General features: G+C 41.8%; 16 protein-coding genes. 11 read left to right on the top strand and 5 right to left on the bottom strand.

Going from position 1 to position 16,102, the window contains the following annotated elements; all coding sequences use genetic code 11:
* Position 1: 1 nt before the first annotated feature.
* Entirely contained in the window at positions 2-265 is a 264-nt protein-coding gene (locus tag BDE36_RS14245) for a hypothetical protein (protein ID WP_141815408.1), read from the bottom strand.
* Between the two features lie 106 nt (positions 266-371).
* Here BDE36_RS14245 and dinB point away from each other — a divergent pair, with 106 nt between their 5' ends.
* From dinB to BDE36_RS14215, 6 genes are all read left to right on the top strand, one after another.
* On the top strand, positions 372-1,493 hold the full coding sequence (dinB, locus tag BDE36_RS14240) for a DNA polymerase IV (RefSeq protein WP_141816594.1): 1,122 nt from the start codon (positions 372-374) through the stop codon (positions 1,491-1,493).
* A gap of 265 nt (positions 1,494-1,758) precedes the next feature.
* Positions 1,759-2,079 carry an ArsR/SmtB family transcription factor gene (locus tag BDE36_RS14235; RefSeq protein WP_141816593.1) on the top strand — a complete coding sequence of 107 codons (321 nt, stop codon included), beginning with the start codon at positions 1,759-1,761 and terminating at the stop codon, positions 2,077-2,079.
* On the top strand, positions 2,080-2,544 hold the full coding sequence (locus BDE36_RS14230) for an SRPBCC family protein (protein WP_141815407.1): 465 nt from the start codon (positions 2,080-2,082) through the stop codon (positions 2,542-2,544).
* Between the two features lie 6 nt (positions 2,545-2,550).
* Positions 2,551-2,952, top strand: a complete 402-nt coding sequence (locus BDE36_RS14225; protein ID WP_141815406.1) for a DoxX family protein — start codon at positions 2,551-2,553, stop codon at positions 2,950-2,952.
* Positions 2,942-3,520: a YdeI/OmpD-associated family protein gene (locus BDE36_RS14220; RefSeq protein ID WP_141815405.1), complete on the top strand. Its 579-nt coding sequence runs from the start codon at positions 2,942-2,944 to the stop codon at positions 3,518-3,520. The genes BDE36_RS14225 and BDE36_RS14220 overlap by 11 nt, the downstream gene beginning before the upstream one ends.
* A gap of 157 nt (positions 3,521-3,677) precedes the next feature.
* Positions 3,678-5,951: a S41 family peptidase gene (locus BDE36_RS14215; protein ID WP_141815404.1), complete on the top strand. Its 2,274-nt coding sequence runs from the start codon at positions 3,678-3,680 to the stop codon at positions 5,949-5,951.
* A 40-nt stretch (positions 5,952-5,991) separates the two neighbouring features.
* On the opposite strand, the gene BDE36_RS14210 is transcribed toward BDE36_RS14215, so the two are convergent.
* Positions 5,992-7,134 (bottom strand): hypothetical protein, encoded by a 1,143-nt coding sequence (locus BDE36_RS14210; protein ID WP_141815403.1) that lies wholly within the window; start codon positions 7,132-7,134, stop codon positions 5,992-5,994.
* The gene (locus BDE36_RS14205) at positions 7,112-7,765 is read right to left on the bottom strand and encodes an ABC transporter ATP-binding protein (protein WP_141815402.1); all 654 of its coding nucleotides are present in this window, start codon (positions 7,763-7,765) and stop codon (positions 7,112-7,114) included. The genes BDE36_RS14210 and BDE36_RS14205 overlap by 23 nt, the downstream gene beginning before the upstream one ends.
* Before the next feature lie 56 nt (positions 7,766-7,821).
* On the opposite strand from BDE36_RS14205, the gene BDE36_RS14200 reads away from it, so the two are divergent.
* Positions 7,822-8,577 (top strand): RagB/SusD family nutrient uptake outer membrane protein, encoded by a 756-nt coding sequence (locus BDE36_RS14200; RefSeq protein ID WP_141815401.1) that lies wholly within the window; start codon positions 7,822-7,824, stop codon positions 8,575-8,577.
* Positions 8,578-8,825: 248 nt separating this feature from the next.
* Here BDE36_RS14200 and BDE36_RS14195 read toward each other — a convergent pair whose 3' ends face one another.
* Both BDE36_RS14195 and BDE36_RS14190 read right to left on the bottom strand, forming a co-directional pair.
* The gene (locus tag BDE36_RS14195; protein WP_235904492.1) at positions 8,826-9,698 is read right to left on the bottom strand and encodes an alpha/beta fold hydrolase; all 873 of its coding nucleotides are present in this window, start codon (positions 9,696-9,698) and stop codon (positions 8,826-8,828) included.
* 79 nt (positions 9,699-9,777) lie between these two features.
* Positions 9,778-10,776 carry a hypothetical protein gene (locus BDE36_RS14190; protein ID WP_141815400.1) on the bottom strand — a complete coding sequence of 333 codons (999 nt, stop codon included), beginning with the start codon at positions 10,774-10,776 and terminating at the stop codon, positions 9,778-9,780.
* Positions 10,777-11,104: 328 nt separating this feature from the next.
* On the opposite strand from BDE36_RS14190, the gene BDE36_RS14185 reads away from it, so the two are divergent.
* From BDE36_RS14185 to istB, 4 genes are all read left to right on the top strand, one after another.
* Entirely contained in the window at positions 11,105-11,713 is a 609-nt protein-coding gene (locus BDE36_RS14185) for an RNA polymerase sigma factor (RefSeq protein WP_141815399.1), read from the top strand.
* A gap of 91 nt (positions 11,714-11,804) precedes the next feature.
* The gene (locus BDE36_RS14180; protein WP_128767487.1) at positions 11,805-12,998 is read left to right on the top strand and encodes a FecR family protein; all 1,194 of its coding nucleotides are present in this window, start codon (positions 11,805-11,807) and stop codon (positions 12,996-12,998) included.
* Positions 12,999-13,750: 752 nt separating this feature from the next.
* On the top strand, positions 13,751-15,307 hold the full coding sequence (istA, locus tag BDE36_RS14175; RefSeq protein ID WP_141815398.1) for an IS21 family transposase: 1,557 nt from the start codon (positions 13,751-13,753) through the stop codon (positions 15,305-15,307).
* A gap of 1 nt (position 15,308) precedes the next feature.
* Positions 15,309-16,025 (top strand): IS21-like element helper ATPase IstB, encoded by a 717-nt coding sequence (gene istB, locus BDE36_RS14170; protein ID WP_141815397.1) that lies wholly within the window; start codon positions 15,309-15,311, stop codon positions 16,023-16,025.
* The last annotated feature ends 77 nt before the right edge of the window (positions 16,026-16,102 follow it).

The following is a 16,102-nucleotide window of genomic DNA, read 5'->3' as shown; positions in this document are numbered from 1 at the left end:
ATTACGCTTCCCCAAGGTAGATTTCATGTACTAAAAACTTGATATTGCCTCCATCTTCCAGTAATTCCGTAATATCGTCAGAGTCGATGGAATAAATCGTTTCATCAGAATCGGGAATCTCAGAATCAGGAATCAGTTCAAAAAACCTGGTTCGAAGGTTAGTCTGTAACTCAACCAGCTTTATATACTTTACCCCATCATCCTTCCAAAACTGAAGGATTTCCTGGTCAAATAGTCTATACGGGTTCTCCTGTTTATTTACCATAAGTAAAGCTAATCAAATAAAGGTAATACTATGCTAAAAACATTAGTATTTTGCTATCTTTGTTAATAACTTTTCTGGAGATTATACGAAACATGCCGATCTCATGATGAATAAACAGAATGACAACGCCGCCATAGTTCCACGCCTCCGCAAGATCATTCATGTAGATATGGATGCGTTTTATGCATCGGTAGAACAACGCGATAATCCGGAATATCGCGAAAAGCCTTTAGTTGTTGGTGGTTTGCCGCAAGGCAGGGGAGGTGTCGTCGCTACTGCCAGTTATGAAGCGCGCAAATTTGGTATACGATCGGCTATGCCCAGTAAGCAGGCTTTGCAACTTTGTCCCCATGCATTATTTGTACGCCCCAGATTTGAAGTTTATAAAGATGTTTCCCGGAAAATACGCGAAATATTCAGCAGGTATACCGACCTGATTGAACCCTTATCGCTGGATGAAGCGTACCTGGATGTTACTAGTGATAAATTGAACATTGGTTCGGCATTAGAGATCGCAAAACAAATAAAGCAAGCGATAAAGGACGAACTGCAGTTAACGGCTTCTGCCGGTGTATCCGTCAATAAGTTTGTTGCTAAAATAGCTTCGGATATTAATAAACCTGACGGTCTGAAGTTTATTGGACCATCGTCAATAGAGGCCTTCATGGAAACCCTGCCGGTTGAAAAATTCCATGGAGTGGGAAAAGTGACAGCTTCAAAGATGAAGGGAATGGGGCTGCATACCGGTGCTGATCTTAAGAAGCTTACAGAAGATGAGCTCATTCGAAACTTTGGAAAAACAGGCCGTTTTTATTATAGAATCGTCAGAGGCATAGACGAAAGGGCCGTACAGTCATACCGTGAAACTAAATCGCTTGCGGCTGAAGATACTTTTGCGCGCGATCTGCTTACGCAGGAGGAAATGGACGATGAGCTTACCCGAATCGCCGGGCTCGTGCATAAACGTCTGCAGAAAAATGATTTAAAAGGCCGAACCATTACACTTAAAATAAAATACAGCGATTTTAAGCAGATTACCCGCAGTCAGTCTTATCCTCAGCCGGTGTCTGATCTGGAAACCATTGTTCAAACTGCCCGCCAGCTTTTAATATCAACCTCTCCAGAAGGAAAACCAACCCGCCTACTGGGGATATCTCTTTCCAATTTCAAAGATCCCGACTTAGCTCATCGTCCTGAAAAGCTAAGTCTCCAGCTCTCGCTTTTTTAAGACCGCAGTCGGTACCTTGTCACAATGCAGTTTGTCTCGATTCGGTGCAGGTTGCCGCTCGTTCACCTGCTTCTCCCATATTTTCTCGAAGAGCAGGGAAGGAAGACAAAGTATGGTCGCTAAATGGTGCCTTCCCACTCAGAAGCATTTGAAAAGCGGATGCGAAGTGCCCCATTTTACTCAACAAATATTCCTTCTCAAAATTCTCTTTGAAATTTGCGTAGTTAAATAACTACATATATATTTGTAGTCAAATGACTTCATGATGAATTTAAGGAGAGACGTATTTCAGGCAATTGCCGATCCTACAAGGCGGGCAATATTGATGCTGGTAGCAACTCAGTCAATGACTGCAGGGGCAATTGCCTCAAATTTTGACACGGCAAGGCCGACAGTATCAAAGCATCTTCAAATACTTACAGAATGCGAATTACTCAGACCCGAGCAAAGCGGAAGGGAGATTTACTACCATGTTAACGCGAAAAAGATGAAAGAGATAGCCGACTTCATAGAACCATTTAGAAGGATGTGGGATGACCGGTTTAACAAATTAGAATCAATAATGAAAAACTATAAAAACAAATAGATGGAACAGAAAACGAATATCAGGGCCGAAGAGGGTAAACAGGAACTTATTATTACGAGGGAATTTGATTTGCCTTTGGAGCTGCTTTTTAAAGCCTATGAAGATGCAGATATTGTAGAACAATGGATGGGGACAAAAGTGCTGAAGCTTGAAAACAAGAAGCATGGAAGCTGGCAATTTGAAACCTCTTATGACGGAAAGGTCGTATTCGGTGCGAATGGAGTGGTACTCGAATTTATTCCGAATGAAAAAATTACGCGGACTTTCGAGATGGAAAATAGTCCGTTTCCTGTTCAATTAGAATTTTTTGAATTTGAGAAATTAACCGACGATACCAGCAGGTTAACGATGCAAATTGTTTTCAAGTCGGTTGAATTCAGAAACCAGTTACTTCAAATGCCATTTGCTCAAGGTTTAAATATGGCTCACAACCGCTTACAGGAAATCGTAAAGAGACTAAAATAACAAGCAGTGAACAAGCGTAATAAATTTATCTATTGGATGTCGACCATTCCTCTTGCCCTGGGAATGTTTTCAGGGGGAGTGGCGCAGATCTTAAGGGTCAAAGAAAGCGTAGAGGGTATCTTACATCTGGGGTACCCGGTATATTTTATGACCATACTTGGGATATGGAAGGTGATGGGTGTGGTGGCTATACTAATGCCTAAATTCGCATTGCTGAAGGAATGGGCGTATGCCGGCTTTTTCTTTGCAATGACAGGCGCAGTAATCTCACATATTATCATTAAGGATAGCTTTGCAGAATTTATAGCTCCGCTAGTTTTTGTTGCACTTACTGTAGTATCCTGGTATTTCAGACCTGAGAACAAAAAATCTTTCGATCAAATAAAGTTGGTTAAAAATGAATGCTAAAGTCGACCTGTTTTTAAATAATGCCACAAAGTGGAAAGAGGAAATGATAATGTTGAGAGCCATTGTTCTTGATAGTGAACTAGCTGAAGATTATAAATGGATGCATCCTTGCTACACCTTCCATGGTAAAAACGTCGTTTTGATCCACGGCTTTAAAGAATACTGTGCCTTACTGTTTCATAAAGGGGCACTACTCGAAGACCCCGATGGCATCTTAATCCAGCAAACAGAAAATGTTCAATCAGCCCGTCAAATCCGGTTTACAGATGTCAGTGAGATAAAACAACAAACGTCCACTATTAAATCCTACATCAAAGAAGCAATTGAAATCGAAAAGTCCGGAAGGAAGTTAACTTTAAAAAAAACATCAGATTATACTGTACCTGCCGAATTTAAAACAAGACTAGACCAGAATACTGATTTGAAGAACGCTTTTAACGCCTTAACACCAGGAAGGCAAAGAGCCTATCTATTTCATTTCTCACAAGCAAAACAGTCGAAAACAAAGGAATCGCGGATTGAAAAATACATTCCTAAAATTCTTGCAGGGAAAGGACTAGAAGACTGAAGTTACTCGCTCATTCGTTCGTAGATTATTTCTATGTAGATTTATTCTGCTAATGGAATAAATGCATGCAGTTTTATATTTTCAATCGTTAAACTATGTTAATTGTATAGTCGTGTATGAATAAATCCCTAATTTGTTCATTATTAACCTAGTTGTTATGCTTAAACGGATACTGTTAACGGCTCTATTAGTGGCAAGATGGCTTATTCTGCCCGCTCAGGTCAATTTCAATGGCAATCTGGAGATTATTGATAAAGATAGCGGGAGGCCCGGTGGATGGACTTTCTATCTTGGTAAAGAACATACTTATAATGTTGGCTTAGACAGTGTGATTAAGCGGCAAGGAAAATATTCCGTTTCTATAACAGCTCAGGAAGGAAAAGATATCTACGGAACCATCAAGCATATTATAAATCACTCTTTTCATGGCAAGCATCTTATGTTGGTAGGCTCAGTTAAAACCGAAGATGTAAACGATGGATTTGCCGGGTTGTGGTTATGCGTTAACGGCCTTGAAAATAAAGTACTTGCCTATGAGAATATGGAGGATGACGGTATTAAGGGGACTAATGATTGGAAGGAATACTATATTGAGTTACCTTACAATGAATATGAGGCGGTAAGTATAAATGCCGGTGCCCTCTTGGTTGGGAAAGGTAAAGTCTGGATAGACAGTTTGCGACTTTACCTTGATGAGAAACCAATTGACGAGGCACATGTAAAACAAACTCCTTTTTTCCCAGGTGAACTTGACACCGCTTTTTCAAGGGGTTCTGGTATTGATACTATTATTTTAACTAGAAAAAATACGGAGTATTTGAATTTAGTAGGGCAACTATGGGGATTTTTAAAGTACCACCATCCCGCTGTCGCGAAAGGCGATTACAATTGGGATGCAGAGCTGATAAGATTATTGCCTCACTTGTTAAAATGTAAAAACAACAACGAAGCATCAGCTTTATTCGAAGCATGGCTCGATAAGCTTGGGCAACCCGCAGCCTGTACAGATTGTAAGCCGATTACCAATGAACAGAATATTGCAATCGCCCCAGATTATGGAAATATCTTCAATAACCCTGTGTTCAGTTCTGGATTGCTCCAAAAACTACAATACATACTTGCTAACCGTAATACGACATATAATTACTATGTCACCATTAATGAGCAGGTCGGGAATCCGGAATTCCGCCATGAAAAGTTATACGCCGATATGCTTTATCCCGATGCAGGCTATCGTCTTTTAGCACTTTACAGGTATTGGAATATTATCCAATATTTTTTTCCAAGTCGTCATCTGATCACGGAAAGATGGAATAGCATGCTACATCAGTATCTTCCAGGTTTTATTTATGCCCGCAATGCAACAGAGTATGCTAAAGCAATGACTAAGATGATAGCCTCCATTCATGATGGACATGCCGCGTTAGGAGATTTTAAGGCATTAAGTAAATTTCAGGGCGACTATAGGGTGCCCTTCCAAGCGAAGTTCATTGAAAATAAACTGGTAATAACGGATTATTACAGCGACTCAAAGGAGGTAAAATCAAAATTCAGAATTGGTGACATAATATTATCTATTAACGGAGAAAAGGTGCAGGACCTTGTCAGGAAGTATATACCCTATGTTCCAGCATCAAATTATGATACGAAATTAAGAGATATGCCGGGCTCCTATTTATTGAGAAGTGATAAGAAGCATTTTATTTTTCGGCTATCAAGAGATGGTAAGCCTTTTAATTTAAGTATTAGCGGAGTAAAAAATTCCCAGCTCGATTTCTGGAGAAAGGACTGGAATCCAAAGCCGGAAGCTCCCGCCCGTTTTGTGTTATCCGACAGTATCGGTTACCTGTTCGCCGCAAAGTTTAAAAGTGGTCACTTAAAAGACATCAGGAAAGAGTTTAAAAATACAAAAGGTCTTGTCGTGGATCTTCGTTGCTACCCAACCGATGAAATGATACATACCCTCGGCAACTACATTAAGCCATTTACCTCAGCTTTTGCAAAATTTACGAGGGGATTCGCTGACCATCCGGGATTGTTTGTTTATACGGATTCTATAGAAAACGGCGAGAAAAGCAGTGATAACTACAAAGAAAGAGTTGTTGTTCTTGTAAATGCTTATACCCAGAGTAATGCAGAATATGTAACGATGGCTTTTCAAAGCAGTCCAAACGTTACCGTAATCGGAAGCACCACGGCCGGCGCTGATGGTAACATCTCCAACATTAATCTGCCAGGCGGCATTACAACGAACATTTCCGGCCTTGGTGTTTTTTATCCGGATGGAACCAATGCACAACGTAAGGGGGTTAAGATTGACTATTTCCTTAAACCAACCATAAAAGGCATAAAAGAGGGTAAGGATGAATTACTGGAAAAGGCGCAGGACATAATTTTAAAAGGCAAGGCTTCCGCTATCGGTCGTCTATGAGGAAGATTAAGACAAAGTCGGTGCTTTATATGAAATTTCATTAAAGACTGTATCCGTTTCCATTGTAATATTTTTTATAAAAAATTACGAAAGCCCCGGTGCCGGCAAGAACTGCTAGCGGCAACGTCTGTTCGTAGAGAATCAGGATCAGGAAAACAAAATAGAGGATAAACACCATTTGATAATAACGCTTTATAGGTATTTTGCCGAGGTATAAAATGCATCTTAACAACAGGGCAAGCCCAATGGACAATAATAACGATTCGCCGGCGACTATGCCATCGAAGCTGTAAAAGAGCCAAACAATTTCAGGGATGACCAACAGCAACCACTCAAAGACAAACCATAGAAATCGCTGGAACCTGGGTTGAGGAAGATTGCGGTCCAAACTAAAATACTCTTCCAGAAATTGATGTTGCCTGATTAAGAGATAGGAGTGTGAGATAGCAATGCTCAGCATAAAAAAAGCGGCGATCTTTGATCCCTCTGTTACATTCTGAAAAGCTTCACCAATAAACAATACGAGTATCAACGACAGCCCCTTTACAATCATCAATGCTGCTTTCTGCCGATGTGCCACATAATAAAGAGATAGATATCTCTGGCTTTTACCCAGGGACAATAAAGGGTAGATAAACTCTGAAACTTCTTTACACTCCTGCATCAAAGCCATCCTGCCCATGTAAATCCAGGCGCTGAAGGTAGTCATAAGCAAAAGGAAGATTAACATTAGAAAGGGCAGGAGAATGTGTCCGAAAATAACGCCGAAGGTTAGAGCAAAAGTACAGTACGCCAATACGGGCAGATAAACTACAAACTGCACAAGAAACCAGTTTTTAAACTGTTTTTGTCGGCTTAAAGAAGTAATACTGTATAACAAAAAAACATTCCGTTCAGTAGTGATTGACTTGCAGATATACGACCAGCTTTTAACGGAATAAATAATAAGTAGCATGGCAATTATTAGCGTCATCACAGGACTGCTTATGAAAGTCATGACAAATATAAAGTGATAAAAGGTCAGCTCCTCAGGAGTGATCAGGTTTACATCTCCCACTGTGTTAATGAAAAAAAGATAGCTCGCTAAGGAGCCAAAAAGAAACACAAGGAATCCTGAATTCGACTTGAGGAAATCTTTGGCAAACAACTTAATGAGTATATTACTTGTTGACGAGAGGATCATTTAGCAGGTTTAAGGTTTTGTTTTCGACCACAATTTCAGAGGCATCTTTTACAAAGTCCGTATTTAACGACTGGTGAGATGAAAGCAAAAACGAAACACCATGATCGCGATTTGCTTCCTGTATCCAGGAATACAAAACATCCAGAGAAAGTGCATCAAGTGTTATAAGCGGCTCATCAAGCAGAATGAGTTGCGGTTTACCAATAAAAGCGAGGATGAGCGACAGTTTTTTAACCATTCCGCTGGAAAAGCTGCCTATCGACCGATGAATATGTGGTGCCATTCCAATGTTTTCAACATAGCGGTCGGTTTGATCAGGGGAGCCTCCCTTAGCCTCAATAAAAAGCCTAACCATCTCTGTACCGGTCAGAAATTCAGGAAACAGAGGTTCAGCCTCGGCAAAATTCACGGTCGACCTATATCTAACTGGCTGTTTTTTAATACTTAAGACGCCGTCTAACAATATATCTCCATCGAAGGCAAGTACGCCGGCTAGAGCTTTCAAAAAAGTGCTTTTTCCGGAGCCATTGCTTCCCTGGATCCAAAAGATACCTGAGGGAATTTCTATATCTCCGATATTCAGTGCAGCATAAGAACCGTATCTTTTCCGGAATTTTTGTAGTTTTAGCATGGAGGATTGAGATAGACTGGCTTTCGGATTAGACACGACTCTGGTTTCGGTGTTACATACCCTATCAGAGGCGCGACCCTCGTTTCTATCGGGACATAATTTATCACGGTGCGCCATATAGAGACAACAGCAATAATAAAAAGACAGTCAATACAGCTACTGGTTCCGACAAGATAGGCGCCACAAACGCAACTACCACAGGATACTACTTACGCAAATTTCAGAAAGAGGCTTACAATAAGAGCGGTAGCTTTGATATTAATTGTCCTCCTGTTTGGCGGCTGCCTGAATTTATATATATCTATTGTGAAGCAGTAAATGAAATTAGTGGCCCAAATCAAGAGATATACGACATGATAAACAGGGTTAGGGCCCGCTCTTTTATGGTCCCAATGCCTCCATCTGCCAAAGTTGATGCTGCTGTTATGAGGGATTACATAAAACGGGAACGCAGGGTTGAGTTCTTTTACGAGGACAAAAGGCCTTGGCAAAGCAGACTGTATCTTGAGCCCAGCAGTACAACTGAACTTGCTAAAGAAACCCTATGGAAAGCTTCAGGATCAACAAATACTGAAAGATCTCAAATTTACTGGAAAAGTAACAACGGAGCTTATCCCAAATGTCAGCGGATGATCAATGGAATGAGACCCGTTCAGTCTGATAACGGGAAGATTATTATAGGTGGGGTTAAGTATAAAATGGAAAGATTTTGCGTAGAAGAAAGAGTGTTCTCAACCAAGCATTATTTATTCCCGATTATGTATACTGAGTTACAGCGCTGCCCAACACTGGTGCAAAATCCAGAATGGTAATGAACTAATTGCATAAGAACGGAGGCACGTGATTCAAGCGCCTTCGTTCTTTTACTTCTATCTAACCCTTATCTAACCAACATGCCTATCGATACGTCGATGCAATTGCATGGAACCCTATTTCCTTCATGAAGCGATCGCCGTTTCAGCAAGGTGATCAGGTGCTGTGTCGAAGCAGTTCCGGTGGTGATGGCTTCCGGGTTACTTCTTGGTTAGACTGTTGTCAATATCCTGTTATCAGTTCGTTATTAATCAAGAAATTTTTCAATCATGCCCACTACCAAGTCAGCTTCCTTAAACTCTTGTTTTAGCGTTGTTATTTCTCCTATGTATTCACCATGTACACCGGGGATGATGGCTAACTGTGAACCGCCAATCATTCTGTGCATTTCAATAGCGTGTTCAGGAGTAATGACGTCTTTGTCGCCTATAATAATTAAGGCGGGGGCTTTAATTGATTTTATTTTCTCATCGGGTATATCTGTGAAATTTACCATTCTCTTTGCGTCCCTGTCGTGCATTATTTGCAAGCCATTTGTGTCCGGTGCAACCTCTATATAGGCTAATTTCAGCTGTCCGGGCATTTGATCCAAGCTGGCTTGTTTCATGAAATTCCAAAAAGCTGACGGAACTCCGTTCCTTTTGGAAAGAGCGGAACCTAGAATAATCTTGCCTGTTATTTCTGGATGACGAATGGCGATCTGCAGCGTAGTTGTCCCGCCATTACTGAAACCGAAAAAATCGGCTTTATCAATATTGAGATTTTTCAAAAGCGCTGCTACATCATCGGCATCTTGTTCAAATGAGAGATCTGCGTTTCTGTCGCTTGTCCGCCCGTGTGCCTGCAGCTCTACCGCGATTACTTGTCTGCTTTTGGCAAGCAGAGGAATCACTCTTCCAAAACTTGTTTGGATTGTAGAGCCACCGCCATGAATTAAGACAAGCGGTTTTCCATATCCATAAATTTCGTAGTACATCTTAAGACCATTCACTTCAGAATAGCCGCTTTTGAAAGTTAGACTGTCGGTTGTTTTCATAATGATAGTTTTCGCTCCTGCTTTTTCTCTATACGAAGTTAATGCAAGGACTGTCAAGCAAAAGAATGTAATGAATGGTTTCATATATATCACTCGTGAATATTTCCAGGTCCCGGCTTACAACATCCAGACTTGATCGTTGTTGTTAATCGTAAAGAGACCCTTATTTACAGAACCTTCCCTGCAATTCCTTTCCTAGATTGCTTCCCAGCTCCTTTATTTTCTCAAGATCGGCGCAGGCAGCATCATTATTACCAAGGTACCCCCGGCAAACTGCTCTTTGGTACAGAAGTTCGACATTATCCGGATACTTTTTAATAGCTAGATCAAAATAATAAAGAGCTTTCCCATAATCTCCTTCATGTATAGCATCCTTTCCTTTTTTTCCGAAATCAAAAACAGGCAGCATTGTTTCAGAGGAAAAGTACCTGTATTCCTGTGTCATCAATACAGCAACCGGCCGTCCCTTGTAGAGGGCAGGCGTCCAGTTTTTCCTGATTTTGTTAAAGTTCTTCAAGATTATACGATCGAAATCCTTGCTGATACCTTCTATAATATGAAGACTGTCGGCGAGACCGTTTTTATCGACTACATAAGTGGCAAGAAAGCGCATGTCGGCAGATTGTTGCTCCGGCATACCCGATTTGAGTACATCAAAAAGCTCTCCTTTTCCTTTATATCGGGGGAATAGCCTGTCATTGGCTACAAAAATCGTGTCGGGACCTTTAATGGAAAAGATGTCATTCATCGTTGCTGTAAATGAAGACGTGTATTTCTTTTCCGAAGTCAGAAATAAACGAAGACAATCATTGCCGTCAAAACCGCTTCTTCCGGATTGCAGCAAAACCAGTGAACTGTCATTATACTCTTCGATTTTATAACAATTAAGGGGCATACCAGTTTCCTTTAAACTGGTTGTCAGAACATTGTTATCGGTGACATACTTTACCGCGGTTCCTTTTGAATCATATTTCATCGAGATATACAAATTACCGTCTCTTTCAAAGGTATACCGGGCGTAACTATATTTCAATTCCATGTCTTCAGGAAGCTCTGTGTTGTTACTGAACACCACTCTTGTTTTTATCCAGCTGCCAGCAATCTGGCCAATGCATAGGGTATGATATAATAAAAAGGAAAGGGCTAAGAGAAAATTACGCATATGATAAGTATTATTAATCAAATATCAGCAAAATAAAACACTCGCAAAACCAGGGAGTTGAAGATGGAAATAATGTAAGAGAAGAAAGAAAGGAGTAACTATTGACAGCAATTTACAATAACGGCTGTTGAGCCCTTCTGTAACGTTTTAGCATATATAACTTGCACTTTTATTTCAGATATTCTATCATTATCTTTGGTATGCAGGATGTATTTGTTTGACGCATTTTAATGCCCGGTTATCAATAAAAAAAATGCTTTTATGTCCCGGCTTTTGAAAGATATCTTTCGGAGTCTGAGTTACCTATAAAATATTGATTCCATTGAATATGGATATAGCTACCGTTAAGTATAGTGAACTTTCTGAAAAAGAACTTATTTTCCTTCTTCACGAAGGGCATGAAGGCGCATTAAGGTCATTATATGATATCCACGTAAAAAAACTACACTATTTTATCTTGCGCACAGCGAAATCGCGTCAGTTAGCTGAAGATGTTGTTCAGGATGTTTTTATTAAGATATGGGAAACCCGTGTACTAATTGACCCCGAGCTGCCATTTAGGACTTATCTCTACACCATAGCCAAGCGGCATTTACTTAACCTATTAAAGCGCTTGCAGCACGAATCAGGTATCCTTAACGAAATCAGAAAATACGTCGATCCCAGTGAAAATACTACCGAATTGCAGGTTGAATACTCAGAAAGCAATGTTATGTTAACTGAAGCAATCTCCAAATTGCCACCACAGTGCAAAGAAGTTTTCATTCGTTGTAAAATGCAGGGCCTTTCTTATAAGCAGGTCGCTGCTGAATTGGCCATCACTGAAGGCACTGTTAACAGTCAGATGGTGAAAGCGCTAAGATCTATCCGGGAGTATATCACATTTAAAAACGCGGCACTGGCTCTTCTAGTATTTCTCTCAAATTTATTAGACTAACAGTCAGAGTTTTATAAATTATATAATCTTTTTTTACATTGATCGTATATGTAAATCTCCTGCCGATTGTATAAGTCATAAAAAGCCGGAAGTGGACTATAAAATTAAGGACCTTTTTCTAAAATACATCAACGGGCAATGCAGTCGCGAGGAGCTAGATGAGGTGTTTTCGCATATAGAAAGCGGTACTCGCCAGGCCGAGTGGGACTCTGCAATTGAAGAGGACGTGGAACACGTCCTTGCTTCTGATAGGCAAAGCAACTTAACAAGTTCAGAAGTAAACCGTATGTATGAAGCGGTCGAATCTCGTTTGTCTTCACCCGGCGTATCGTCTTTACGTCAAAGAACGTTGAGGTTATGGTGGCCGGTTTCAATTGCTGCCACTATATTAATCGTTATGAGTGCTGGTTATCTTTTATTCAACCGGAAAGATAGTACACAAAGTTTGGCCGTTAAGCCTACAGTTGTTCATCCCGGTGGAAATAAGGCATTTTTAACATTAAGTAACGGAAAGAAAATATCGCTTACTGATGCAGCCAATGGAAGTATCGCTGCCCAGGCAGGTATAAAAATTATAAAAACAGCAGACGGACAGATCATCTATACCACTGAAAACTCTTCTGCTGGTTCAGGCTCATCGCAGTACAACACCATAGAAACACCCAGGGGAGGGCAGTATCAGGTACGCTTGCCCGATGGGACTTCCGTTTGGTTGAATGCCGCTTCGAAATTGGTGTATCCTGTAAATTTCCATGGGAGCAAAGAACGCAGGATACAGCTAGACGGAGAAGCCTACTTCGAGGTAGCAAAAGATAAAAACCGGCCGTTTATCGTAAAAACCGGAAAACAAGAAGTAACTGTGTTGGGCACCCATTTTAATATCAATGGTTATAAAGACGAACCGATTATCAGCACTACTTTAATGGAGGGTAGTATAAAGACGAGTAATACATCGTCTGGAAATTCACGTATACTATCACCGGGCCAGCAATCTACGGTTTTTAGCGGCGACGGAGCAATTGATGTAAGAAATGTCAACACCGAGAATATCATCTCCTGGAAAAACGGATATTTTATATTCGACAATCAAGATATAACCAGTATAATGAAAGTGATAGGCCGGTGGTATGATGTAAATATCGACTATCAAAGTATTAACAAAGAAGAAAAGTTCGGCGGCACATTTTCCCGTTCTTCAGACTTAGATGACATTTTAAAAGTTCTCAAAATATTAGGAAATGTTGATTTTAAAGTAGAAGGAAGGACGATAGTTGTATCGAATTAATATCTCAAAAAGACAGTATTATAAACTTATTGGATATTTAATAAACAATAGAGAAAGAATATTGTAATCAAATTAACCAATTTACGAATCAACTTAAGAAAGGAGGAATCTTAAAGAAGATACAAAGACTAAATACCTAAACCAAGGGATGGTCGAATCTCCCTTGGTTCGTCAGCAAAGCTGAGCCAGGTAATTCATTAAATAGATTGAAGCTAACAATAAATTTAAATTTTAACCTAACACTCAAATGTATAAAAAATTTACTGAACTCCCTTTCAGGAGAGGTTCCTGTGCGCGTTCAAATCTTTTTCTAATAATGAAATTGACCTTTATTTTGCTTGTTACCGCCTTTTCTCAGATAAGGGCGGAAGGTTTTGCGCAAAAAATATCTTTAACGGTTACGAATGCCCCTATATCAGAGGTGATCGCACAAATAAAGAAGCAAACAAAGTTTGACTTTTTGTATAACAATGTAACATTAAAGGAAGCTAAACCAATTACTGGATATTCCGGAGCATGTTGACCCCTCAAAAGCGGTTAGAATAGCGCATAGGAATGCGGCTTAATTCAACAGAATCGCCTGCCATTCCGGCGGATGCTGACCCCCTCTAGGAGATAGGCGCAATGCGTACCGGAGCATGTTGACCCCCTTGATATGATTAAAGGGAAGGCTTTACCGGAGCATATTGACCCCTCTAACTTTGGTTTTGGTTATACTTAGTGATCCAATTTATTAAAAAAGAAGATCGCTGATGGCCGGAAAACCAAGACCCATGAGTCAGATAAAACAACTATTACGCTTACACACCCAGGGCTATTCGATTAAGGCCATCGCACGAACGCTGAACATCAGCAAGAACACGGTGAAGTCTTACCTTGCCAAGCTTCAGTCTGCTGCCCTGGACCCGCAGGAACTGCTTCAGTTGGAGGATCCTGTTCTGGAAACCCGTTTCCATTCCGGTAACCCTGCTTACAAAGATCCCCGTTATATTCATTTTAAAGGAAAGCTGGAACATCTCTCCAAAGAGCTTAAAAAAACGGGGGTTACCAGAAAGCTGTTGTGGGATGAATATATCCGGGGCTTTCCCCAGGGGTACGCCTACTCTCAGTTCTGCTTTCATCTTCATCAGCAGCTTGTTGCCCGTAAACCCACATCTGTATTAAGCCATGAACCTGCCGATAAGCTGTTTGTCGACTTCGCCGGCAAACAGATCAGTTATACAGACCGCCAGACCGGGGAGATCATCAGTTGCCAGTTGTTTGTAGCCTGCCTTCCTTTTTCTGATTATGCCTTTGCTATGGCTGTACCCTCTCAGCGAATCGGCGACTTTCTGTATGCCCTTTCCTGCTGCCTGAAGGAATTGGGCGGGGTGCCCCGGGTACTGGTACCCGACAACCTTAAGTCTGCTATCGTCAAGGCAAACCGGTATGAGCCGGAGGTCAACCAGAGCCTGGAAGACTTTGCCAATCATTATCAGATGTCGGTCGTGCCTGCAAGACCGGGCCGTCCCCGCGATAAAAGTCTGGTTGAGAACCAGGTAAAGCTGCTCTATACCAGAGTGTATGCCCGGCTGCGCAACCGGCAGTTCTTCGATCTGGCTTCTCTAAATCAGGCCATCAGGGAAAAAGTGCGGGAACATAACCAGACCCGCATGCAGCGGAAGGACTACTGCAGGGAAGAACGCTTCCTGGCCGCTGAAAAGCCGTTACTATCTGAGCTCCCCCGGCAGGACTTTGAACTGAAACACTATTGTGAGCCCAAGATCGCCAGCAACGGACATGTCAGTGTTCAGAAGCACTTTTACAGTGTGCCCTATGCCCTGATCGGTTCCAAAGTAAAGGTGATCTATACCCGCAGTATGGTCTCTATCTATGCTGAAGGGAAACAGGTGGCTGTCCATATCAGAAGCTACAGCGGGGGATATACTTCGGTAAAGGAACACCTGAGTTCGGCTAATCAGGCCTGGCTGAACCGCAGTCCGGAATATTATCTGGAGCGGGCCCGTTATAAGTCGGAAGACCTCTACCGCCTCCTTGAGATCATTTTTCAGCAGGACCGGTATCCCGAGCAGTTGTACCGTACCTGTGATGGCCTGTTTCGTTTATACCGGAACACCGATCCTGAAAAGTTCGCCCGTGTTTGCCGTATTGCCCTGCAGCACCGCATTTGCTCCTATAAGGCCATCCAGAAAATACTGGAAAACAATATGACGCTCTACCTGCAGGAGGAGGCCATTGAACAGCCGCTTCCTGCCCATAACAATATCAGAGGAAAAGAATACTATATACAATCCACTATTCACTTTTAATATGCAAATCGAAACACAACTCAAAGAGCTGCGCCTGCATGGAATGTGCCGCAGCTGGCAGGTACTGATGGAAACCCGCCGCCATCACGAACTGAACCTCTCAGAGGGCCTTCAACTGCTGCTGCAGGCCGAGCAGGAACAGCGCAGCGGAAAACGCTTTGACCGTCTGCTTAAAAATGCTGGCTTCCGCTACCGGGCTTCTGTGGAAGAACTGAACATGGATGCCTCCAGGGGGATTGACCGTTCACTGATTACGGACCTTGCCATGGGAACTTATCTCTCCAGTGGAGATGCCGTTCTGATCAGCGGGGCCTCAGGTGCCGGTAAAAGCTTTCTGGCTTCTGCCCTGGGGCACCAGGCTTGTGCACAGGGATATAAAGTGGCTTATTATAACCTGCAGAAGTTACTGCTGCGCACGAAGATGAGCCGCATTGACGGAAGTATCTATAAGTTTATGGAAAAGCTTTCACGCACGGAACTGCTTATTCTGGACGACTTCGGACTCACTCACCTGGAACAGCAGCAACGAATGGACCTGATGGAAATCATAGAAGACAGGCACAGTCGCAAATCTACTATCATCGCCAGCCAGCTGCCGGTGGCAAGCTGGTATGATGTGATCGGTGAAGAGACGATTGCTGATGCCATACTCGACCGGTTGGTACATACCGCTTACCGAATTGAACTTAAAGGTGAAAGTCTAAGAAAAAAAAGGTAAAATTGTCAGGCCTTCAGAATCTAAGGGCCAAAGCCAAATTAGGGGGTCAGTATGCCCGGTACGGGGTCAGCATCTCC

Origin of the sequence: Arcticibacter tournemirensis, from assembly GCF_006716645.1 — a bacterium.
Taxonomy (GTDB): domain Bacteria; phylum Bacteroidota; class Bacteroidia; order Sphingobacteriales; family Sphingobacteriaceae; genus Arcticibacter; species Arcticibacter tournemirensis.
This window is presented reverse-complemented; position numbering and strand designations above follow the sequence as displayed.